This is a genomic window from Psychrobacillus sp. BM2 (assembly GCF_048572895.1).
GTDB lineage: Bacteria > Bacillota > Bacilli > Bacillales_A > Planococcaceae > Psychrobacillus.
In genome coordinates, this window is record NZ_CP183878.1 from 4086047 (window position 1) to 4109774 (window position 23728).

Sequence of the window (23728 nt, forward strand, 5' to 3'; positions counted from 1 at the left end):
CCTAAAAAGGAGGTTTTTATGGCCATGCCAATTCGTTATAAATGTCGCCATTGTGAAACAGAAATTGGGCAGTTGCCATTTGATCACATAGATAACCAGTTTCTACAAAAACATGAGCTTACGCAAGAAGAACAACATATATATATTGAAAATGGAGCAGAGGGAGACTACACTGTACAGTGTATTTGTGAGGAGTGTCAAGATTCTCTTCAAAAATTTCCAAATTACTACGCGTTAAAAAAATGGATACAGTAAATGCTTTGGCACGTTTTCGTGCACAAAGCCTTTTTCTATTTAGATTGGGGGTACACAGATGGAACCTTTAAGTAACTTATTGATGGAAGATACACAAATACAAAAGCTAGTAAAAGAGTTGGAGAGTGGTAAAGACCAACAGTTAATAACCGGTCTTACTTCTAGCGCTAGAGCTGTATTTACCAACATGCTCTATACCACACGACAGGGAGCTATTCTGATCGTAACGCCTAATTTACTGCATGCTCAAAAACTAACCGAGGATTTAGTAAAACTAATTGGTGAGGATCTTGTCCGTTTATATCCCGCAGATGAGCTAATTGCAGCTGATATATCTATTACTAGTCCAGAACTTCGCGCGCAAAGACTAGAAGCATTAGATCACATGTTAACGCATGATAATGGTGTTTATATTGTTCCTATTGCAGGTCTAAAAAAACATATGCCGACCAAGAAAGATTGGCAAGCTAGTAGTATTTCTATTACAGAGGGTGAAGAAGTTAACCTAGATTCTTTCCTGCAAAGACTAGTGAATATGGGATATGTGCGTCAGCCAATGGTTACTGCGCCTGGAGAATTTGCTTTACGAGGCGGAATTATCGATATCTATCCACTATATCTAGAAAACCCTATCCGCATAGAATTATTTGATACAGAAGTGGACTCTATTCGTACATTTTCTGCAGAAGATCAGCGTTCGTTAGAAAAACGGAAAGATATACGAATTCTACCAGCAAGCGAATATGTGCTAACGGAAGAAAAGAAACTTCTGCTAGCCCATAAATTGGAAGAGGCATTAGCGGAGAGTTTAGAAAAGGTTAAAATTCCAGAAATAAGAGATCTTTTCTATCAAAATATTCAGCAAGATATTGAATTGTTAAAGCAGGGCGAGCAACCAAAAGAATATATGAAGTACGTATCATTATTGGAAGAGAATAATAGTTTTTTAGGAGACTACTTTAACGAAAATGGAATGGTTTTATTTGATGAGCTTGGAAGAATTCAAGAAGTGACAGAGACTTTAGAAAGAGAAGAAAATGATTGGATCCTTTCTTTGTTAGAAGAAGGAAAAACTGTACACCGTGTAAAACCTTCTTTCCGTCTAAAAGAAATTATTCAGATGTTTTCCAACGGAAAGCTGTACTTTTCTTTGTTTTCTCGTACTTTTTCTGGAATTACGATTAAAAAAAATATTAGTTTTTCTTGCAAACCGATGCAAAACTTTCATGGGCAAATGCATTTATTGAAAAATGAAATCGAGCGATTTACTCAAGGAAAGTTCCGCTTATTTATACTTGCAGATGGCAAAGAGCGAATTCAAAAAATACATGCAGTGTTAGAAGATTACGAGATTACTTCGCAAATTGGCGCTTCGGCTAGTGATATGAAATCACCTGGTATTTTTATAGTGGAGGGAGATCTAGAAGCTGGTTTTGAACTTCCATTACAACGAATAGCTATTATTACCGATTCCGAACTTTTTAAACAAAGGCATAAGAAAAAAGCGAGAGCTCAAAAGGTAACCAATGCTGAGCGTATTAAAAGTTACTCCGAGATAAAACCTGGAGATAATGTTGTACATATACACCATGGAATTGGGAAATATATTGGAATCGAAACATTACATGTAAATGGAATTCATAAAGACTACCTGCATATCCGTTATCGTGGGGAGGATAAACTATTTGTTCCTGTCGATCAAATAGATCTGATTCAAAAATATGTTGCATCTGGTGAAAAGGATCCAAAGCTTCACAAACTCGGTGGAGCAGATTGGAAGAAGACCAAAACAAAGGTATCCGCAGCGGTTCAAGATATCGCTGATGAGCTAATAAAGCTATATGCCAAACGAGAAGCAGAAGTCGGATATGCATATGAGGCAGATAGTGAAATGCAGCAGTCATTTGAAGCGGCATTTCCTTATGAGGAAACGGATGATCAGCTTCGTACTATTCAAGAAGTGAAAAAAGATATGGAAAAATCTCGACCAATGGACCGTCTTGTTTGTGGTGACGTAGGCTACGGGAAAACAGAGGTAGCCATACGCGCTGCATTTAAAGCAGTTATGGAAGGGAAGCAAGTAGCTTTTCTTTGTCCAACAACCATATTAGCGCAACAACATTATGAGACAATGTTAGAACGCTTTCAAGATTTTCCGATTGAAGTAGGTCTGCTAAGTCGTTTCCGTAACAAAAAACAGCAAACTGAAACGATTAATGGATTGAAAAAAGGGTTAGTTGATGTAGTAGTAGGTACTCATCGAATTCTGTCCAAGGATGTGGAATACCGCGATTTAGGTTTACTCGTTGTAGATGAGGAACAAAGATTTGGCGTAAAGCATAAAGAACGGATAAAACAAATAAAAACAAATGTAGATGTCGTGACGTTGACCGCTACACCTATCCCTCGAACATTGCATATGTCGATGATTGGAGTACGTGATTTATCTGTCATTGAAACACCTCCTAAAAATCGTTTTCCCGTACAAACCTATGTGATGGAGCAAAATGGTGCACTTGTCCGTGAGGCAATTGAAAGAGAGCTAGCACGAGGGGGACAGGCATTTTATCTATACAATAGGGTCGAAGATATTACGAGAAAAGTGGATGAAATACAAATGTTAGTTCCGACTGCAAGAGTAGGATTTGCGCATGGTCAAATGAGTGAAACCGAGCTAGAGTCAATTATTATTAGCTTCATAGAGGGAGAATACGATGTTTTAGTAACTACGACTATTATTGAAACTGGTATTGATATTCCAAACGTTAATACACTTATTATCCAAGATGCAGATAAAATGGGACTATCGCAACTATATCAATTACGCGGTCGTGTAGGACGATCCAATCGGGTTGCTTATGCCTACTTAATGCATCAAAGAGACAAGGTGCTGACGGATGTTGCAGAAAAAAGATTGCAGGCCGTTAAAGAATTTACAGAGCTTGGTTCTGGATTTAAGATTGCCATGCGGGACTTGTCTATTCGAGGGGCCGGAAACTTATTGGGCTCTCAACAACATGGATTTATAGACTCAGTCGGCTTTGATCTTTATACGCAAATGTTAGAAGATGCAATTGCAGAAAAACGCACAGGTATTAAAAAAGAGGATTTACCAGATATAGAAATTGCATTATCTACGGATGCTTATATTTCAGATGAATATATTCCAGATGGATATCAAAAAATTCAAATGTATAAACGTGTCAAAGCAATGGAAAAAGAAGAGGAATATTTCGACCTCATAGATGAATTACAAGACCGGTTCGGAGATATTCCTCTCGAAGCGGAAAAATTACTTCGTATTGCACGTATGAAAATTTGGGGTATAGCGGTAGGTGTTCAATCTATTAAGGAAATAAATAAAGTTGTGTCAATTTCATTAAGTGCTGAGGGAACTAAGGATATTAATGGGGCAAAACTTGTAGAAGAGTCTATGAAATACGGACGGGCGGTTGGTTTTAATATGGACAACGGCAGTCTTGTACTGACAATTGATGAACGTAAAACTGGCAAATTCAATCCATTTGATGTATTAGAAGAAATGATGAGATTGTTACCCGAGTCTAAAAAAGAAATAGAAGAGGTCAAATAGCTTTTTGCATATTTTTTGGTAATATGATGCATACTATGGCAGAAATGAACTTTAATTTCCAATCTGTCGAAAGTGAGGCATATTACATGAAAGCAACTGGCATCGTACGTCGTATTGATGATTTAGGTAGAGTAGTAATTCCGAAAGAAATACGTCGAACCCTTCGAATCCGAGAAGGAGATCCATTGGAAATTTTTACGGATAGAGAAGGAGAAGTAATCTTAAAAAAATATTCACCTATCAGTGAGCTTGGGGATTTTGCGAAGGAATATGCAGAGACCCTATATGAAACGTTAGGTACTCCAGTATTAATAAGTGACCGCGATGAAATGATTGCAGCAGCGGGGCTTTCAAAGAAGGATTACTTGAATCGTAGACTAAGCCCAGATGTAGAAGACATTATTGGTAAGCGCTCTATTGTAATAGAGAAACATGAAAATTCGGTTGAATGGATTCCAGGAGTAACTGAATCAGTTAAATCCTATTGCATTGCACCCATTATTGCTTCAGGAGATCCTATAGGAGCTGTATTCATCATTTCGAAGGTACACTTTATTGGAGAATCCGAACTAAAGGCAATTGAAACTGCCGCAAATTTTTTGGCAAAACAAATGGAAAGTTAAAAAAGTCTTCCTCTTCCACAAAAGAGGAAGATTTTTTTTTTTGAAAAAGCCCGTATAAATATTAAGGTGAGTATTATTTAAATCCCAATGGGTTCTTCTCATTTAAAATGTGAATTACTAAAATGTATTTGGTGAAATTATCCTTTTCGCAAGTAAAGGGTAATTGTGAGCAAGTAAATCTTGTACGACAGCAAGTAAGCCACAGAGGAATGCAAGTAAACAATAGATTAGAGCAAGTAAAAATAAAATACGAGCGTCTTACGCATTTCTTAGTGTCCAGACTCCAGCGCCTTGTACCTCGAGGCGTTTCAGTGTACACATAGGCGTTTGCGCTTTTCTAAATAGATAAGAAGGTTTATAAAAATATAGTATGAACGCTGGATTTGGGCCCTTTTAAAAATGATAATACGACTGATTTCCGTTTCAGGTGGAAGAAAGCAGATTATCTTTTATACTAGTGGAAATAAAGAAAAGTAGTAAGGGTTTGACTCATAAAGAAGCGAAGTAGCGAACGAAATTGCATCTTCGAGAGCTTCTTCTATAAATAGGAAAGCAGCTTTTCTCTAGTTATCCAAAAACGCACTAACCTGTTTCTAAGAGTTGTAGGAGGGCGACGGACAGGCAAACGCCATAAGATTACCGAAAAAAGTGCTATTGGTTGTGACGGATGTCACAACCAATAGCACTAAAAAATTAACCCGGTAATAATATAGCAAAACGTCTGTCCAAAGCCCTTCGAAAGCGATAGAAACAGGTTTTGATCTTAGAGGACTGAGCTTTTTTTGTCCGGTTTTTCTTATAGTGTCCAGACTTCAGTCGCCAGTCGTTCGAGACGCTTCGGGATTATCAGTAAAGGCAAAGTACGCCTTTATTGATAATCCTTCCAGCGCTTTTCACAACTAAACGGGCGCCTTTCGCATTTCTAGTGGTGTCCAGACTTCAGCGCCTTGCACCTCGAGGCGTTTCAGAAAGTCGGATAAAGGCAAAGTACGCCTTTTCCGCCATTCCTCCACGCTTTTCGGAGGCCCACAGGACGTGGGTCATGCAGTCGTTGCGACACGATGTTGCGATCTTAGACTGTATTCCTTTATAGGCGCTTGCGCTTTTCTGGGTAGTGTCCAGACTCTAGGCGCCAGTTGTTCGAGTCGCTTCAGAATTTCGAGAAAGGCAAAGGACGCCTTCCCCGAAATTCTTCCAGCGCTTTTCACAACTAAACGGGCACCTTCCGCATTTCTTAGGTTGTCCAGACTCCAGCGCCTAGCCCCTCGAGTCGCTTCAAGATTTCAGTAAAGGCAAAGTAACGCCTTTACGTGAAATCCTTCCAGCGCTAGTCGGGGCTATCGTAGGCGCTTCCGCTTTTCTAGGTTATAATATTCCTATCGTATTATGGGAGTAGGATTGGTTATGGGTAATGAATGGAATATGAAAAATTATATGAAGGGTGCAGCTATGCTGACGATTGCTGCTATTATCGTTAAGCTACTTAGTGCCGTTTATCGGGTGCCTTTTCAAAACTTAGTAGGGGATGAAGGGTTTTATATTTATCAACAGGTGTATCCGTTCATTGGCATTATCACTACTTGGACTTCGTTTGGTTTTGCGGTGGCATTGTCCAAAATATTATCGGATTATAAAGCACTTGGAAGAAACGACGCCATTCCAAGGATAAAACAGATTGCTTTTTATTATATTGGATTTATTTCTATAATATTTTTTATTTTATTGTTTCTGGGGGCTGGATATTTAGCGGAGGCAATGGGCGATGCAAATCTTGCACAGTTATTAAAAGCTGGTTCTTTCGTAATTTTGCTGATGCCAATGCTTGCTGTATTAAAGGGAGACTTTCAATCAGATGGCCGCATGCAGCCAGTTGCCTATGCGCAGGTGGTGGAGCAGGCAGTCCGAGTTTTTGTTATTTTATTCGGTACTTGGCTTATCGTCTCTAATAGCTTTGATCTGTATAAGGCGGGAAGTATGGCTATGTATGGTGCAGTGGCAGGTGAATTAGCTGGCGTCATACTACTTTCCTTTATTTATTGGAAATCAATGAATAAAACAAAGAAAAAGAAGGGCAAACAAGATGTACCTTTGTGGCCTATCATAAAGAACTTAACACTCATTAGTTTAAGTGCTAGTATAAGTGCCTTATTATTCCTACTGTTTCAGCTGGTCGATTCGTTTACAGTTTTTCAAGCCCTTATAGAAAGTGGCATGGATAGACAGCAGGCAATGGAGAAAAAAGGAGTTTATGATCGAGGGCAACCGCTCGTCCAATTAGGAATTGTTATAGCCTCCACACTTTCCTTGGCTATCGTTCCGCTAGTAGCACATCGGATGAGTAAAGGTTCTGGGAGAACTGCAGTCCCTTTCATGCAACTAACATACCGCGTGGCTTTTACATTTGGGGTTGCTGCAGCGATGGGGCTGATCATAGTTCTTCCATACGTAAATGAAATGCTGTTTCAAACAAAAGAGGAATCCGCAACTTTAATGGTTTTTTCTTTTCAAATTGTATGGATGTCTTTAATCCTTACTTTAATGGCTATGTTACAGGGAAGTGGAATGGTGAAGGTTCCTACGTTTTTTTTATTGCTTGGAGTTTTGAGTAAGTGGCTGTTAAATAGTCTGCTAGTTCCTATGTATGGAGTACTAGGAGCTGCTATCTCAGGGAATATTAGTTTAGCGCTTATATATGTGTTAATGTGTTATTATTTTAAAAAGACTTGGAAGATCCAATTTGCTCCTGCAGTTTTCTATAAAGGAATTACAAAAGCCACCATTTTGATGATAATATGTGTAGTTGTATATGTAATACTAGGAGATACTCTGTTATTTTATAATCTCTCTAGTAGACTTCAATCGGTCGTGATTTCGCTGACCGCAGTCATGCTCGGAGCTGGGATTTTTTTAGTAAGTATAGCAAAAAGACGTGTAATAGCAGAGAAAGAGTGGTTTCTGTTGCCATTTGGTAGAAGGATGGCCACTTTTCAGCTTTGGTTAAATAAAGAAAAGTAAGGTTGTGAGTAAGGTGAATGAAATTACGATAATCGGTCTAGGAGCAAGTGATTTAGATCAGCTTCCATTAGGTATATATAAAAAGCTAAAAGCCGCTGAGTATTTATATGTTCGAACAGAGCAGCACCCAGTTTTGGAAGAGTTAAGAGCGGAAGGGCTTTCCTTCACAAGTTTCGATGCTGTGTATGAAAAAAATGATCAATTCGAAGGTGTCTATGAAGAGATTGTACGACAGCTTCTGCAATTAGCAGAGGAAAATTCGATTATGTATGCTGTACCTGGGCATCCATTAGTTGCCGAACAAACTGTTCAGCTTTTAATCGAAGCAGAAAAACACGGGAAGATTAAAATTCGTATAGAAGGTGGACAAAGTTTCCTAGACCCCATTTTTAGTGCTTTACGAATTGACCCAATTGAAGGGTTTCAATTACTAGACGGAACTAGCTTCAAGCGCGATGAAGTTCAAATGAATGCCCATGTTCTTATTGGACAAGTATATGATGCATTTAGTGCATCCGAAGTAAAGCTAACTCTTATGGACAAATATCCAGATGATTATGAGGTAACGATTGTCACAGCTGCGGGGTCTTCCACTGAAAGTTTAACGAAGGTTCCACTATTTGAATTGGATCGAGTGATGAAATTAGATAATTTAACAACATTATACGTTCCGCCAATTCATAAAAAAGAAAATCGCTTAAAAGAGTGGCAAACACTTCGTCAAATTGTAGCTGAACTGCGTGGCCCTAACGGGTGTCCTTGGGATAGGGAACAAACGCATACATCTTTAAAGAAATACGCCGTAGAAGAGGTCTATGAGCTTCTGCAAGCAATTGACGAGGAAGATGATGATCATATCGTAGAAGAGTTAGGGGACGTCCTATTACAAGTGTTTTTACATGCCCAAATAGGGGAAGATAACGGATACTTTAGTATGGAAGATGTATTGAACTCTGTTGCAGCGAAAATGATTCGTAGACACCCTCATGTATTTGGTGGCGTAAAAGCTGATAGCACGGAGGAAGTTCTGCGTAATTGGCAACAAATAAAGTCGGAAGAAAATAGAAACTCTTCGGATTCCTTATTGGAGGGTGAAATGCGAGCAGATTCATCCCTTCTTACTTCTTTTAACTATCAAAAGAAAGTTGCGAAGGTCGGTTTTGATTGGCCAGACGTATCTGGGGCTTGGGAAAAGTTTGAAGAAGAGCTCGATGAGTGGAAGACAGAGTTAGCAGAGGGTACGAAGGACTCCCAAGTAGATGAATTAGGTGATGTGTTATTTACTATTGTAAACTTAGCGCGTTTTTATAATTTATCTCCGGAGCAGGCGATGATTGAGGCTAATAAGAAATTTAAACGCAGGTTTCAATTTATAGAAAAGAGTGTAAAGGACGGAAAAGGGGACTTTTCTCATTACACCTTAGAAGAACTAGACCAATATTGGAAAGATGCAAAAAAATTAGAGGGGTAGTGACAAAATGAGATTAGATAAATATTTAAAGGTTTCAAGACTTATTAAGCGTAGAACTTTAGCGAAAGAAGTAGCAGACCAAGGTAGAATAACGATTAATGGGAAAGTAGCAAAAGCAAGCTCAGATGTAAAGGCTGGTGACGAACTGTCGATTAGATTTGGACAAAAGGTAGTAACTGCAACGGTTGATGCGGTTAGAGACTCTGCGAAAAAAGAAGAAGCTTCATTGATGTTCACGATTACTAAAGAAGAGAGATTAGAAAAAGTAGATCCAGAATTTATTGATGACGAAGATTAATAAGAAAAACCGGGCATAAACACCCGGTCCTCTGAGGTCAAAACCTGTATCTATGGTTTCCAAAGGGTTTTGGACAGACGTTTTGCTATATAATTACCGATTGAATCTTTAGGTACGCTAGTTGGTTGTGACGTCCGTCACAACCAACTAGCGTACTTTTTTTCGATAATTTTATGGCTTGTGTCCCGCATTAATGGGCAGTAGAGAACTGCCCGTAAAAGCCCGAATGGTTCAGTTCGACAGGATGTTGGTCACTCAGGCATTGCCGCACGACGCGGCGTTATTTGCCTGAGTTCAGTTTTTAAATCAGTGGGGAATGAAGCCCCACTAATTGAAGTTTCACTTTATCTGTCCTTCACCCTTTTACAACTTTTAAAAACAGGTTAAGGCATTTTTGGATAACTAGAGATAAGATACTTTCTTATTCATAGAGTAGATGAAAGATGACAGTCTAAGTACGCGACCTCGTGTCGCAACAACTGCCTGACCCGCATCGTGCGGGCCCGAAGATGCAATTTCGTTCGCTATTTCGCTTCTTTATTGGAAAAACACTTACTATTTCTCTTTATTTCCACCAGTATTTACCTTCTTCATCCATCATTCCTTTGTCTCCACACGGAAATCAGTAGTATTATTCGAATTCAAGTACACTGGAATCTAGACGAATACCAAATAGAACTTAAATAGTTTCTTTTAAAGTCAGAAAAAAAGCATGGTAGTTGTCATGCTTTTTTTTTATGCGCATACAATAAAGTAGGACAAGGAGAGGAGAGAGTATATATGCAATATCAAGCAGAAAACCAAACTATTACAATTCCATCGGGGGACCACTTAATTTCGCTAAGAAATCGTAAGCGCATGGACCTGACATCTGTAAAATCTATAGAAAAATTCGATCAACAAGAATTTTATGTGAGAACTTCTCAAGGTATACTTCACATCAAAGGGGAAGACTTAAAAATTGTCCATCTGGATGTTGATAAAGGATTACTAACTTTGGAAGGAATCGTTCGGGCGATGCAATATGATGAAGAGCAAAGTTTAGACGGCGCTAGAGGATTACTTCATAAATTATTCGGATGACACTCTCATTACAATTCTTTAGTCTGTTACTAATGGTCTTTAGTGGGGTATTGGTAGGAGCTATAATCGAAGGAACGCGCTTTGTGACGGGAAGTTTCCCTAGGCGTTCCTACGTTTATAAATATCGTATTGTTTTTGAAATATTTGTTTGGATCACTCTTGGACTAGGATCTTTTTATATACTTTTTGAAGTACGAGATGGCGTATGGAGAATTTATGATCCGCTTGCACAAATAGTAGGTATTCTCTTATACGACCAACTATTTCAGCCTGTATTTCGCCTGTTAGGTAGAATATTTTTACGTTTGATCATCCAACCAATTTGGTGGATAATTCGCTTTATCTGGATATTGGTCTATAAAATCATTCATCTTGTATGGGTACTCATTTCATTTATCTTCAAACCATTTCGTTTTTTGTTTCTAAAAACGTGGCATTTGGCCCTTCAGAAAAAGCCGAACTTCCGTTATAATAGAAAGTACACAAAAAAATTGAAATAGTTTGATAGGAGAGAGCAAATGGGAGAGAAGCAAAGAAACATACCTGTACGGAAACAAATTGCATCGATTAATACTGATTATGTTCGCTCTATCGAACGCCAAGAAAATCGAAACAAAGCAAAAAAGGTTCGTTTAGCAAGGCGATTAGTATTATTTACAATTTTATCTGTTGCTTTAGTTGGATTCTTAATATCTACCTTACTGAGTAGTAAAAGTGCGTATGAAGAAAAACAATTACAAAAAGAGCAAGTGGCTCAAGAGTTGGAACAAGTGAAAGAAGAGCAAGAAATTCTTAAAGTGCAAATTTCAAAGCTGAACGACGATGAGTACATTGGCAAACTATTAAGAAAACAATATTTCCTTTCCGAAGAGGGTGAAATTATATTTACTTTACCTGGAAAAGAGAAAAAATAACTTAAAAAATTCAAAAGCAAAAGAGTAGTCTTATTGACACTCTTTTTTTGTTAGCTATAATGAAGGTAGGGATTTGTATGTAAAAACCATATAAATTCGAAAAAGAGTCGCTTAAATTTTAAGGAGGAGCATTTTTTTTATGTCAATTGAAGTAGGCAGCAAGGTAGAAGGTAAAGTAACAGGAATCACAAATTTCGGAGCATTCGTCGAACTACCAGGAGGCTCAACAGGTCTTGTTCACATTAGTGAAGTGGCGGACAATTATGTAAAAGATATTAATGAGCATCTGAAGGTTGGAGATGTTGTTGAAGTTAAGGTGATGAATGTTGAAGCGGATGGCAAAATCGGATTATCTATTCGAAAAGCAAAGCCTCAAGCGGAAAGACCAGAGAGACCCGAACGTCCTCAACGTCCACGTGGTGGCAATAATCGCCCAAATGATCGCGATCGTCCAATGAAAGAGAATTTTGAGCAAAAAATGACTAGATTCTTGAAGGATAGCGAAGATCGTTTGTCTACGTTAAAGCGCGCGACAGAGTCTAAGCGCGGTGGCAGAGGCGCTAAAAGAGGATAATTTGCTGTCTGTTTTATAGGTAGAAAAAATGTCATATAGATAAAAAGGTGTTTGGCTTTGCTAACACCTTTTTTTTGTACACAAAATCTGCAACGGAGCATATTCTTAAGATAAGATATAATAATTTATTTGTAATAATATCTGTATTATTGGAGTTTTGATCTTTTAGGGGGTTTTTTGATGGATGCAATGGATGTACTAACGAATATAGAACATGTAAAAGCATATTATCAGCCGATTTTTAGTGCGGACGAACATATTGTAGTTGCTTATGAGGTTTTAGGAAAGCTTGTAAATGGAGAAAAACTTATCAACTTAAACACTTTTGCATATGACGAGGATATTCCAGTAGAGTATCGATTAGAAGTCGAACATAAAATTCTTCACTTAGCCCTCTCAGAGTTAACGGAAAAGGCAAAAGACTATGATATATACTTACCATGCAACGCAAATTTACTCATACTAGATTATGGAGAGAGTTACTTCGATATTATTAATGAATATGTCCCAGAAGATTCACTTTCGCGAGTTGTACTAGTCCTGTCAGAACATGATTATAAAGGTGATTTTAGTCAACTTAGTAATATACTCAGATACTACCGTACATACGGTGTGAAAATAGCTATTAATCAAGTAGGCTCGGAAAGTCATATAGATTATATAAAGATGCTGTCACCAAATATATTAAAAGTAAATATTGAAAAACTGAGCTATGAGTCGTGGAGTGCACAAAATGATTTATTTACATCTTTAGGATCGCTGGCTCGTAAAATAGGAGCAAATATGTTATTTGAAGGAATCGATAGTGTGCATCAACTTCAATTTGCTTGGAAAAATGGTGGGAGATATTATCAGGGGAAGTATTTAGCGGATGCTCAGACAGATACAATTTCAAGAGATCTGTTAAAAGATCATTTCAAAGAAAAGTGTCAGCAATTTATTACGACAGAAAAGCGGTTACTTGAACAAAAATACAATGAATTGAAAAATCTGCAGAATATGTTAGAAAAAGCAGTTGTACGTATAAATCCAGCTAGCAACAATATAGCGCAATTATTATTACTTGCGGAAGAGTTAGATGATTGTTCATTCCGTATATATATTTGTGATGAAGATGGGTTCCAACTATCTCCAAATATTATGCGTGTCAACAAGAAATGGGATATCCAAGAAGATGCTGTCCATAAAAACTGGAGTTGGCGTCCATACTTTTTAAAAACCATTATAAAAATGCGTAATGATCAAAGTGGTGAGTTTTCGGATATGTATAGCGATATTGTTACGGGAGAAATGATGCGTACATTTTCCATTCCACTTAATATTAGTGAGTATTTGTTTATTGATATATCATACGACTATTTGTTTACACATAATATTTTCAGGTAAAATATACAAATAAATGGGGGTTATCCCGTGATGAAAGAAGAATTACTAAATGCACATGGTGAATATATCAATTGGTTGGATTCTCTAGATACATTAGATGAAACAAGAGCAACTGCTCCTTATGCCGAAGGAAAGTGGTCACCGAATGAAATAATAATGCATCTTGGGGAATGGGATCGATTTACGTTTGAAAAACGTTTGCCAAATATGAAAGAAGGTGAAAAGCTTGAAAGGTTTCCAGACTTCGAAACATTTAATGCAAAAGCCGCAGCCCTTGCTCATAAACAAACATTTAAAGCAACCCTTTCTTATGCAAAAAAACAGCGTCAACATATTATTGAAAAGCTTCAGCAAACGGACGAAATAGAATGGGACAAAGCTTTTTATATTGGAGAGAGTAAATCCTCTATTCGCAGCTATTTCATGGATTTTTTAGAGCATGACGAACATCACAGGAAACAAATCTCCTCTATATAGATGAATCTCCAAAATGCTTTACTGCATCTTGCATGACTTCGACAAAATGTTAGTTTGCAAAACATATAAAAGCAGTTCCTAAAAAAGGAACTGCTTTTTTTTAGATGACCCCTACGGGATTCGAACCCGTGTTACCGCCGTGAAAGGGCGGTGTCTTAACCGCTTGACCAAGGGGCCGTAAAATATGGCGGCCGAGGGGATCGAACCCCCGACCTCACGGGTATGAACCGTACGCTCTAGCCAGCTGAGCTAGGCCGCCGTTTTTAACGAACAAATTATATATTACAAGCGTTTTGCCGATGTGTCAATGATTCTTTAAAGGAATTTTAAAAAGATTAAAAGAAAGTTTGTTTTGAATGTTTAAATTATTTAGATTATTAGCTGATGACGTCGAAAAGTTATTTAAAGTATATGTCAGAAACAGACATACTTTTTGTAGTGATACTAGGTATACTTCCATCAATAGTTGAATAGGAGGTATTCGCTTTGAAGACGGTTTATGAACAGGAACAAAAACGCGGTATATCGTTGAGAAGATTCATGGAGGGATTGAAAGCCAAAAGGATTACACTTTTCTTTTCCATAATTTTCCTACTACTCTCATTTTTTCTGGCACAAGTTGTATTGTTCGAGGCCACGGTTCCATTTTTTCTTCCTCTTTGGGCACTAGTTAATCTAAGATTTCAACGTTTTGTACCTTGGGCGGTTGCAGGCGCTATACTAGGTAGCTTTACTTTAGGGTTTGGACAAGTCATTATTCATGCAATACAGGCATTAATATTTCCGTTCTATCAAAATCGATTTATTAATAAAATTCCTTTACCTGTATTTGTACTGATAGATGTCGTGTGTATACAGATTGTATGGCAATTTGTTTCATATGGTGGAGAGATTCCAGTTTCTATTTGGTTAGCCATTGCATATGAAGGCATATTAAGTTTGTTTATGACAATATTTTTATTTCAGTTATTTCTTCCATTTCCAGATTTATTGCATAAAAGGTGGACGACAGAAAGAATGGGGGCAGCTTTACTCATAGGAGCACTTGTGTTAACAGGAATGTCTTCATATATATTTGGATATGTTTCTATTCCGCTTATGGCAGCCCATCTAGTAATTGCGGTATCCGCCGCTATTGGTGGTGTCCAACTTGCCACAGTAGTTGCAGTTCTTTCCGGTACAATATTAAGTATTTCTAAACTTAGCTTTAGCGGAATGATTGCGGTCTACGCAGTAACAGGCTTCTTAGCGGGACTGCATAAGCCTTTTGGAAGGCTATGGCAAGCCTTTAGTATGCTAGGGGCAACATTTTTCTTTATTTTATATGATCGTACACTACCTCTAGACTCTGTTTATATAGGATCGCTTGTTGTTGCCTCTTTATTATTTTTTATTGTTCCTTCTTCGTGGATTAAGCAATTGAAGGATCAGCTATATCCTGATACAACGAATGTTCTGTTAAGAAGACAAAAGTGGATGACGGAAAAAGTAAATCATCAGCTACAAGAGTTTCAGCATTTTGTCGATTTTATTACGCGTTTTATATCAGAGAGATTTGATACGAAAGCGTTGAGAAAAGATGAGAAAACAGAGCCGCTCCCTATTTGTCGTTCGTGTTTTCAATACGAAAAGTGTTGGGGAGAGAAATCTAACGGGATGCCAATGTTGATAAAGGAGTGGGAGGAACAGCCTAAAAAGTCCAGAATGCAAACAGAGACTAGAATTCAGTATAAATGTGTAAAACCAATTCAAGTGATGCATGAGCTGAAGGAAAAAGAAGCTAAACAACAGCTCACATATGAATTACAGCATGGGAAAAAGATGTTTGCGCTCAAATTAAAAGATATGGGCAATCACATGAGTGGGCTGATGAGCAACTTAGAAAACAATATAACTATGTACTCATCTCATGAAGAAATGATCAAACAAAAATTCCTGCAAACAAATATTCCTTTCTTTCAAATAGATGTACTGAGTATAGAGATTGGACAAATGGAGATTGTTTGTTGTTTACCTATTGAAGCAAGAGCAAAAATGGTAGGAGAACGTTTAATAGTGCCACTTTTATATGACCTTTGGAATGAACCGTTTGAAATTACATCAATGAAAGAAATACATCACCCTTATGAACATATTCAACTGACCTGTAAATCGTCCGTTCGCTTTCAAATTACGCATGATGTGTATACATCATCTAGTAAAAATACAATCTATTCAGGTGATGCCCATGCAGTGTTCCCGTTACATCCAGGTTTGATGGCTGTTATTTTATCAGATGGAATGGGGAATGACGTAGAGGCACATCGAGAAAGTAGACGTGTCATGCAATTCATGAGGGAATGTTTAAATAAAAAAATGGATCCAGAAACAACGATGCATACTCTCCATTACATGATGAGCCTACAAAATGATAATGATAGCTATGCAACAGTAGACTTGGCACTGATAGATTTACAAAAAGGAGAGTTATGGTCTTGGAAGGCCGGAAGTATGTCGACATATCTCATACGTGGAAATGAAATGAGAAAAATAGAAAGCAAACACGTCCCATTTGGATTCCTGCCGACCTTCTCTATTGAGGCTAGAAAAATGGATCTGAAGGACGGGGATGTGTTGGTCATGTTATCAGATGGTGTATTCTCAGGGAACACGACTGTCGAAAAACAGGAACAATATTACCAAAAAATATTACAGGACCCAACAATGAATGCGGAGCGCTTTGTGAAAATGTTAGAAGAAACATACTCACTACCGGGAGACGATCGAACCGTTATTTTCATGCAAGTAGAGCATGTAGTACCAGAGTGGTCCCTCTTCACACCACGTCAAACAGCCAAATACCATGAAAAAATGGTACAATAAAAGAAAAGCGGAAGCGCCTATGTCTGCCATGAAAATCGTTGGAAGAATGTCGGTAAAGGCGTCCTTTGCCTTTATCCGCCATTCTGAAACGACTCGAGGGGCAAGGCGCTGCAGCTGGACAAGAAGAAGTTTGCAAGGGATAAAGTACCGACAAAGTAAATGTCCACCTAGACTGGTGGACAATTTACTAGCAGAATGATTAATAATTGAGGTGGAAAAATGCATCCTTTCATTATAAAAGTAAAAAAATATATAGATAAGCATCAGCTGATTCAAAGTGGGGATCGTCTTCTTCTAGCTTGTTCTGGGGGAGCAGATTCTGTTGCTGTGGTACTTACATTTTATGAACTTAAGAAAGTATATAATGTACATCTAGGAATTGTTCACACGGACCACCAGCTTCGCGGAGAAGAATCAGCTGAAGATATGCTCTTCGTAGAACAACTGGCAAAAAGGTTAGATGTGCCTTTTTATGGAACTACACTAGAAGTCCCTTCTAGAGTGGAAGCGGAGGGTGGAAATGTTTCGGTGATATGCCGTGAAGAACGGTACGCTTACTTTGATACTGTTATGAAACAGGAACATTTTGATAAGCTGGTATTCGGACATCACGCAGATGACCAGATAGAAACAATAATTATGTCATTAGTAAGAGGGTCTTTAGCATCCTCTCTCACGGGAATACCAATAACAAGACCATTTTCCAGTGGTAGCATCATTCGTCCATTCTTAAGTGTAACGAAGGAAGAAATATTCGATTTTGTTCAGTTTCAAGAGCAATCCTTTAGACATGATCCAAGTAACGATAAACATACATATACAAGAAATCGTTTGCGTCATACCGTGGTGCCTCTTCTACGCCAAGAAAATGTCCATGTGGCAGATAATATCCGGACGTTCGTTGAAAAACAACAACAAGATGATACTTTTTTACAGACACTTGCTAGAGAAAAATTTGACCAGCTTGTAACAGTAAAGAGCGAATCGCACTTTTTTATGGATACAAAACAATTTAGTGAAATTGCAGTTGCTTTACAAAGAAGAGTGATTCTAATACTATTAAAGTATCTGTATGATAGCTCCAATACGCTATTAAATAATCGCTTAATTGAATCTATTTTAACTGCTTGTAATGAGCAGGATGGTAATACAGTGATTCATTTGCCAAATGATTTTTTCCTCATACGTCATTACAGTCAAGTTCAGTTTTCCCCTACTCCGCTACAAACTCTACCAATTCGAAGTCAAATAATTGACGAAGATTGTTGGAGGACAGTTGGTGCTGGTTATTCTATATACCTGACTAGAAACTTAAATGAGCAGGTTCCTTTCGATGAAAAGTGGTTTATCCAACTGGAAAACGATTCATTACCTCTTTCTATACGATCAAAGATGGAAGGAGACCGAATACATTTAAAAGGAATGTCTACTCCAAAAAAAGTTTCACGATTATTTATTGATGAAAAAATTTCGACTGAAAAACGAGTGGTTTGGCCAATACTTATATCATCTAAAAATGATATAATGGCTGTAATAGGTCTTCGTTACGGGAAGCAATTTGAAAAGAAAAGAAATACGCAAAATTTTGTATTATATGTAAAGAGTTATTAAGCCATAGGAGGATTAACCATGTTAGAAAAGGATATTTTAGAAGTCTTGTTATCTGAGGAACAAATCAATCAAAAAACACGTGAATTGGGAGCTTTGTTAACAGAAGAGTACAAAGATCAATACCCACTTGCTATTGGGATTTTAAAAGGTGCAATGCCTTTCATGTCCGATTTGATGAAACGTGTAGATACATACATTGAAATGGATTATATGGATGTATCAAGCTACGGAAATGCAACGGTTTCTTCTGGAGAGGTTAAAATCGTAAAGGATTTAAACACAAGTGTTGAAGGTCGGGATATTTTAATAATTGAAGACATAATTGATAGTGGGATGACATTAAGTTACTTAGTAGATCTTTTCAAATATCGTAAAGCAAAATCAATTAAAATTGTTACATTATTAGACAAACCAACTGGAAGAAAGGTAGACTTAAAAGCAGATTTTGTAGGCTTTGAAGTACCAGATGCATTTGTAGTTGGATACGGGTTGGATTATGCTGAAAAATATCGTAACTTACCGTATGTTGGTGTATTGAAGAAAGAAGTTTATAGTTTTTAGTTTTTAATCTAGTTAGAAGGCTTTTCATTGTACGTTCAAAAAACCGTATGATAAGATAATCATTAGTTTTTCTGTTTACCTTGTGAGGAGGCTGGGAATGAATCGAGCATTGCGCTACGCCATATTATACTTATTAATATTTTTTGTAATCGTTGGGATTTTTGCTACGTTTAATACGAGCAATACAACGACTAAAAATATTAAATTTAACGATTTTATGACTTCTTTAGAAAAAGGAGAAATAACAAGTGTTACGTTACAACCTGAATCGGGTGTGTATTACGCTGAGGGTGAAATGAAAGGCTATGAAAAAGGAGAAAAATATTTAGCGATTCTTCCTTATAATAGCGAAGATTTACAAACAAAAATTTATACATTGGCAGCATCCAATTCAGTAGACATTGAATATAAGGAAACCCCTAAAACAAGTGGTTGGGTTCAATTCTTCACAGGATTATTGCCGTTCTTAATTATTATCATTTTATTCTTCTTCTTATTGAGCCAATCACAAGGCGGTGGTAACCGTGTGATGAACTTCGGTAAGAGTAAAGCGAAGTTATACGATAATGATAAGAAAAAAGTTAGATTTAATGATGTTGCTGGTGCAGATGAAGAAAAAGCTGAACTAGTAGAAGTAGTAGATTTCTTAAAGGATCCACGTAAGTTCGTAGAAATTGGAGCTCGTATACCTAAAGGGATTCTATTGGTAGGACCTCCGGGTACTGGTAAAACATTACTAGCTCGTGCAGTTGCGGGTGAATCTGGCGTGCCGTTCTTCTCTATAAGTGGATCGGACTTCGTTGAAATGTTCGTCGGAGTAGGGGCCTCTCGTGTACGTGATTTATTTGAGAATGCGAAGAAAAATGCACCATGTATTATCTTTATAGATGAAATTGATGCAGTAGGTCGTCAACGTGGAGCTGGACTTGGTGGGGGTCACGATGAACGTGAGCAAACACTAAACCAATTGCTTGTTGAAATGGATGGTTTTGGGGCAAACGAAGGTATTATTATCATCGCTGCAACAAATAGACCAGACGTATTGGACCCGGCACTTCTTCGTCCAGGTCGTTTTGACCGTCAAATTACTGTAGGTCGTCCGGACGTTAAAGGTCGTGAAGCAGTACTTCAAGTACATGCTCGTAATAAGCCGCTTGATGAATCGGTGGACTTAAAAGCAATTGCTCAACGCACACCAGGATTCTCTGGAGCAGACTTAGAGAACTTATTAAACGAAGCAGCTTTAGTAGCAGCTAGACGTGATAAGAAAAAAGTCGATATGCGAGATATCGATGAAGCTACAGACCGAGTTATTGCAGGTCCAGCTAAAGCAGGAAAAGTTATTTCTGAAAAAGAACGAAATATTGTTGCGTTCCATGAAGCGGGACATGTGGTTGTTGGGTTAACTTTAGACGATGCAGAAATCGTACATAAGGTGACAATCGTTCCTCGTGGTCAAGCGGGTGGCTATGCAGTAATGCTTCCTAAAGAAGATCGTTATTTCATGACAAAACCTGAGTTACTAGATAAGATTTCTGGACTACTTGGCGGTCGAGTAGCGGAAGATATCATTTTCGGTGAAGTTTCTACCGGAGCTCATAATGACTTCCAACGTGCGACGGGCATTGCTAGAAAAATGGTTACAGAATATGGGATGAGTGACAAGCTTGGACCAATGCAATTCGGTCAAGCACAAGGAGGCAATGTCTTCTTAGGTCGTGATTTTAACTCAGAACAAAATTATTCGGATGCAATTGCATATGAAATTGACCAAGAAATGCAAATAATGATTAAAGATCAATATGCTCGTACGAAACAAATATTAACGGAAAAACGTGATTTATTAACATTAATCGCCAAAACGTTACTAGAGGTAGAAACATTAGATGCTGCTCAGATTAAGCATTTAGAAGAGCATGGTACACTTCCTGATCGCTCTTATGAGGAGTTAGATCAAAAAGCTGCTATAGAGCTTAAAAAAGAAGAAGTATCGGATGCAGTAGGTGCTCCCGCAGATCCATCTATTAGTGACTTGCCAAAAGAAGAGGGCTCGCTGAAAGAAACAGAAAGCCCAGTTCAAGAAGAACGTAGAGATTAATAGAAAAGAATAAAAGCTGATTGCCTCCTTTACACTCGAGGCAATCAGCTTTTTTCTTCGTCTCTATATATGGTATGATGTGTGGGAAACTCAACAAAAAAGTGAGGAAAAGCTAGATGATACTTGTCTTAGATACAGGAAATACTAATATTGTGTTAGGAGTTTACGAAAAAGATAAGCTAATCCATCATTGGCGGATGGAGACGGATCGGTTAAAAACAGAAGATGAATATGGAATGCAGGTGAAGTCGCTATTTTCTCATGCTAACATTTCCTTTGATCAAATAGAGGGTATTATTATTTCATCCGTAGTTCCACCTATTATGTTTTCATTGGAAGCGATGTGCAAAAAATACTTTGGCATCAAACCACTTGTCGTGGGTCCTGGAGTAAAAACGGGACTAAATATTAAGTATGAGAATCCACGTGAGGTTGGGGCGGATCGTATAGTAAATGCAGTAGCTGCTATTCATGAATATGGAAGTCCATTAATCATTGTGGATTTCGGAACAGCTACGACTTATTGTTTTATCAATGAACGAGCAGAATATATGGGTGGGGCTATTGCTCCGGGTATTGGTATCTCAACAGAAGCCCTTTTTAACAGGGCAAGTAAGCTTCCACGTATAGAGTTAACAAGACCTGAGAATGTCATTGGAAAAAATACGGTTTCCGCAATGCAAGCAGGAATAGTGTACGGTTATGTAGGGCAAGTTGAGGGTATCGTGAATCGTATGAAAAAAGTATCGAAGCAAAACCCAAAAGTAATAGCTACAGGTGGTATGGCTTCCTTAATCGGGGATGAAACAACTATAATGGATGTTATTGATCCATTCTTAACGTTGAAGGGTTTATATTTAATATATCAACGAAATAAAGATGAAAGAGGTAATAAATAAATGAGTGATTATTTAATAAGAGCTTTAGCTTTTGAAGGAAGTGTGCGTGCCTTTGCTGCTCGTACAACTGACACAGTAGGGGAAGGGCAAAGACGTCATGGGACTTGGCCGACTGCATCCGCTGCACTTGGAAGATCGATGACGGCTGCACTTATGATGGGTGCTATGCTAAAAGGGGAAGATAAGATAACGGTAAAAGTAGAAGGTAATGGTCCTATTGGTCCAATGATTATTGACAGTAATGCCAAAGGGGAAGTGCGAGGTTATGTGACTAATCCTCAAACCCACTTCGAACTAAATGAGCACGGAAAATTAGATGTACGTCGCGCAGTAGGAACAGAAGGTACGCTTACGATTGTAAAAGACTTGGGCATGAGAGACTTTTTTACTGGACAAGTGCCAATTATTTCAGGTGAATTAGGCGAAGACTTCACCTACTATTTTACTGTTTCTGAACAAGTTCCTTCTTCTGTTGGACTTGGAGTGCTTGTAAATCCAGACAACTCTATCTTGGCTGCTGGAGGATTTATCATCCAACTAATGCCTGGAACAGATGATGAAACGATTACAGTGATTGAAGAACATTTATCTAATATGGAACCTGTTTCTAAACTAATCGAAAGAGGCTTAACTCCAGAAGAAATACTATTTGAAGTTTTGGGTAAAGAAAATGTACAAATCTTAGATTCTGCTCCTGTTTCATTTGAATGTAATTGCTCCAAAGAAAGATTTGGAAATGCTATTATTACACTTGGTGAAAAGGAAATTCGTGAAATGATCGAAGAAGATGGAGGAGCAGAAGCACACTGTCATTTCTGTATGGAGAAATACAATTATTCAGTAGATGAATTGGAGTCATTTATCGATGAAATCAACGCGTGATCATGATAACGCTCAAACAAAAAAACGTTTAAAAACTAAACCGGTCCTAGTAGTACTGAGTATTCTTCTCATAGGTAACTTGCTATGGTTCATCGCATGGTTAATACCGAATGATACAAGTAAAACCAATGATACAGAAGAAGTAGCATCCATAGCAGGCAAAGTCATCACGAAAGAACAATGGATGGCTTCTATGGAGTCTATTTATGGAAAAGAAGTACTACTAGATATGGTGAATGCAGAGGTTATGGAAGCGGCAGCTAATGAATATAACATTAAAGTAACGGATGCAGAAATAGACTTAGAGCTCGCTTTAATCCGTTCTACACAAGATGGTACTTCCATGCAATCCTATGACGAAGAGGTTGTACGTAAGGATATTCGCTCCCGTTTAATCTTAGAAAAAGTATTAGCGAAAGATATTGTCATTGAAGATGCTGCAATCAAAGAATTCTATGACAATAACAAAAATCTATACAATACTTCCACGTCTTATCGAACAAGTGTCATTTATGTTAGTACAGAAGCTGAGGCAAACGTAGTTGTGAAAGAACTTGAAAATGGTTCGTCCTTTGAAGGGCTAGCAAGAGAACGTTCTGCTGATGCAAGCTCAGCTAGTCTCGGTGGAGATATCGGATATGTATCAGAAGGAAATGAATCAGTGGATAAAGCCTTAGTTAGTGCAGTACAGAGTATCGATAAAGGTAAATGGAGTAAACCTATAGCTTTAGGTGATGGTAGTTTTGCAGTGTCGATGGTGAAAAGTGTATTTGAAGGTCAATCCTTTACATATGCTGATGTAAAAAACCATATCCATCGAGAGCTTGCCATAGACCAGTTGCCCCAATCTGTTACCCAGGAAGCTTTTTGGAAAGAATTTGATGCAGACTGGGTTTATAGTGAATGATTAATAGAACTATGGTGGTTTTCAAAAAAGAATAACCAGCTTATCCAATACCCTTCCGTTTACTTCAACAATGGAAGGGTTTCATTTTATGTTTTAACCAATTATCTAACGACGATATGACTTGACCAAACATTTGAAATATTTGAATGTAATTTTATTGACAATTCTTCTGATTCATTGGTATGATTAAAAAAATAAAACCTATTAGACAAGTAGGAAT

19 protein-coding genes and 2 tRNA genes are annotated in these 23728 nt (G+C 37.8%); 19 read left to right on the forward strand and 2 right to left on the reverse strand.

The window, feature by feature from the left end:
- Positions 1-18 precede the first annotated feature (18 nt).
- The 12 genes from ACN6MX_RS20140 (at position 19) to ACN6MX_RS20195 (ending at position 13688) form a co-directional block, all read left to right on the forward strand.
- On the forward strand, positions 19-255 hold the full coding sequence (locus ACN6MX_RS20140; protein ID WP_419960526.1) for an anti-sigma-F factor Fin: 237 nt from the start codon (positions 19-21) through the stop codon (positions 253-255).
- A gap of 58 nt (positions 256-313) precedes the next feature.
- Positions 314-3847: a transcription-repair coupling factor gene (mfd, locus tag ACN6MX_RS20145; protein WP_419960527.1), complete on the forward strand. Its 3534-nt coding sequence runs from the start codon at positions 314-316 to the stop codon at positions 3845-3847.
- A gap of 86 nt (positions 3848-3933) precedes the next feature.
- Positions 3934-4470, forward strand: coding sequence for a stage V sporulation protein T (spoVT, locus tag ACN6MX_RS20150; protein ID WP_419962677.1), 537 nt, complete (start codon positions 3934-3936; stop codon positions 4468-4470).
- A gap of 1404 nt (positions 4471-5874) precedes the next feature.
- Positions 5875-7485, forward strand: a complete 1611-nt coding sequence (locus ACN6MX_RS20155) for a putative polysaccharide biosynthesis protein (protein WP_419960528.1) — start codon at positions 5875-5877, stop codon at positions 7483-7485.
- A gap of 13 nt (positions 7486-7498) precedes the next feature.
- Complete coding sequence (gene mazG / locus ACN6MX_RS20160; protein WP_419960529.1) at positions 7499-8956, forward strand: nucleoside triphosphate pyrophosphohydrolase; 1458 nt, start codon at positions 7499-7501, stop codon at positions 8954-8956.
- A gap of 7 nt (positions 8957-8963) precedes the next feature.
- A complete protein-coding gene (locus tag ACN6MX_RS20165; RefSeq protein ID WP_093063096.1) occupies positions 8964-9254 on the forward strand; it encodes an RNA-binding S4 domain-containing protein in 291 nt (96 codons plus the stop codon).
- A 780-nt stretch (positions 9255-10034) separates the two neighbouring features.
- Positions 10035-10337 carry a sporulation protein YabP gene (yabP, locus tag ACN6MX_RS20170; RefSeq protein WP_093063095.1) on the forward strand — a complete coding sequence of 101 codons (303 nt, stop codon included), beginning with the start codon at positions 10035-10037 and terminating at the stop codon, positions 10335-10337.
- Positions 10334-10837: a spore cortex biosynthesis protein YabQ gene (gene yabQ / locus ACN6MX_RS20175; RefSeq protein ID WP_419960530.1), complete on the forward strand. Its 504-nt coding sequence runs from the start codon at positions 10334-10336 to the stop codon at positions 10835-10837. Before yabP ends, yabQ begins: the two co-directional genes overlap by 4 nt.
- 18 nt (positions 10838-10855) lie before the next feature.
- Complete coding sequence (locus tag ACN6MX_RS20180; RefSeq protein WP_419960531.1) at positions 10856-11251, forward strand: FtsB family cell division protein; 396 nt, start codon at positions 10856-10858, stop codon at positions 11249-11251.
- 139 nt (positions 11252-11390) lie between these two features.
- On the forward strand, positions 11391-11825 hold the full coding sequence (locus ACN6MX_RS20185; protein ID WP_093496479.1) for a S1 domain-containing RNA-binding protein: 435 nt from the start codon (positions 11391-11393) through the stop codon (positions 11823-11825).
- A 180-nt stretch (positions 11826-12005) separates the two neighbouring features.
- Positions 12006-13211, forward strand: a complete 1206-nt coding sequence (locus ACN6MX_RS20190) for an EAL-associated domain-containing protein (protein WP_419960532.1) — start codon at positions 12006-12008, stop codon at positions 13209-13211.
- A gap of 30 nt (positions 13212-13241) precedes the next feature.
- Positions 13242-13688: a DinB family protein gene (locus tag ACN6MX_RS20195; protein ID WP_419960533.1), complete on the forward strand. Its 447-nt coding sequence runs from the start codon at positions 13242-13244 to the stop codon at positions 13686-13688.
- Between the two features lie 105 nt (positions 13689-13793).
- Here the strand turns inward: ACN6MX_RS20195 and ACN6MX_RS20200 are convergent.
- Together ACN6MX_RS20200 and ACN6MX_RS20205 are read right to left on the reverse strand one after the other, a co-directional pair.
- Positions 13794-13865: transfer RNA gene (locus tag ACN6MX_RS20200), tRNA-Glu, on the reverse strand.
- Between the two features lie 8 nt (positions 13866-13873).
- Positions 13874-13947: transfer RNA gene (locus tag ACN6MX_RS20205), tRNA-Met, on the reverse strand.
- Positions 13948-14174: 227 nt separating this feature from the next.
- Here ACN6MX_RS20205 and ACN6MX_RS20210 point away from each other — a divergent pair.
- The 7 genes from ACN6MX_RS20210 (at position 14175) to ACN6MX_RS20240 (ending at position 23508) form a co-directional block, all read left to right on the forward strand.
- The gene (locus tag ACN6MX_RS20210) at positions 14175-16550 is read left to right on the forward strand and encodes a SpoIIE family protein phosphatase (protein ID WP_419960534.1); all 2376 of its coding nucleotides are present in this window, start codon (positions 14175-14177) and stop codon (positions 16548-16550) included.
- Between the two features lie 219 nt (positions 16551-16769).
- Positions 16770-18161, forward strand: a complete 1392-nt coding sequence (tilS, locus tag ACN6MX_RS20215; RefSeq protein WP_419960535.1) for a tRNA lysidine(34) synthetase TilS — start codon at positions 16770-16772, stop codon at positions 18159-18161.
- An 18-nt stretch (positions 18162-18179) separates the two neighbouring features.
- Complete coding sequence (hpt, locus tag ACN6MX_RS20220; protein WP_093538651.1) at positions 18180-18722, forward strand: hypoxanthine phosphoribosyltransferase; 543 nt, start codon at positions 18180-18182, stop codon at positions 18720-18722.
- 97 nt (positions 18723-18819) lie between these two features.
- On the forward strand, positions 18820-20820 hold the full coding sequence (gene ftsH / locus ACN6MX_RS20225) for an ATP-dependent zinc metalloprotease FtsH (RefSeq protein ID WP_419960536.1): 2001 nt from the start codon (positions 18820-18822) through the stop codon (positions 20818-20820).
- Positions 20821-20936: 116 nt separating this feature from the next.
- Positions 20937-21719 carry a type III pantothenate kinase gene (locus ACN6MX_RS20230; RefSeq protein WP_419960537.1) on the forward strand — a complete coding sequence of 261 codons (783 nt, stop codon included), beginning with the start codon at positions 20937-20939 and terminating at the stop codon, positions 21717-21719.
- Complete coding sequence (gene hslO, locus ACN6MX_RS20235; RefSeq protein ID WP_419960538.1) at positions 21720-22601, forward strand: Hsp33 family molecular chaperone HslO; 882 nt, start codon at positions 21720-21722, stop codon at positions 22599-22601.
- Positions 22585-23508 (forward strand): peptidyl-prolyl cis-trans isomerase, encoded by a 924-nt coding sequence (locus ACN6MX_RS20240; protein ID WP_419960539.1) that lies wholly within the window; start codon positions 22585-22587, stop codon positions 23506-23508. The genes hslO and ACN6MX_RS20240 overlap by 17 nt, the downstream gene beginning before the upstream one ends.
- Positions 23509-23728: the final 220 nt, after the last annotated feature.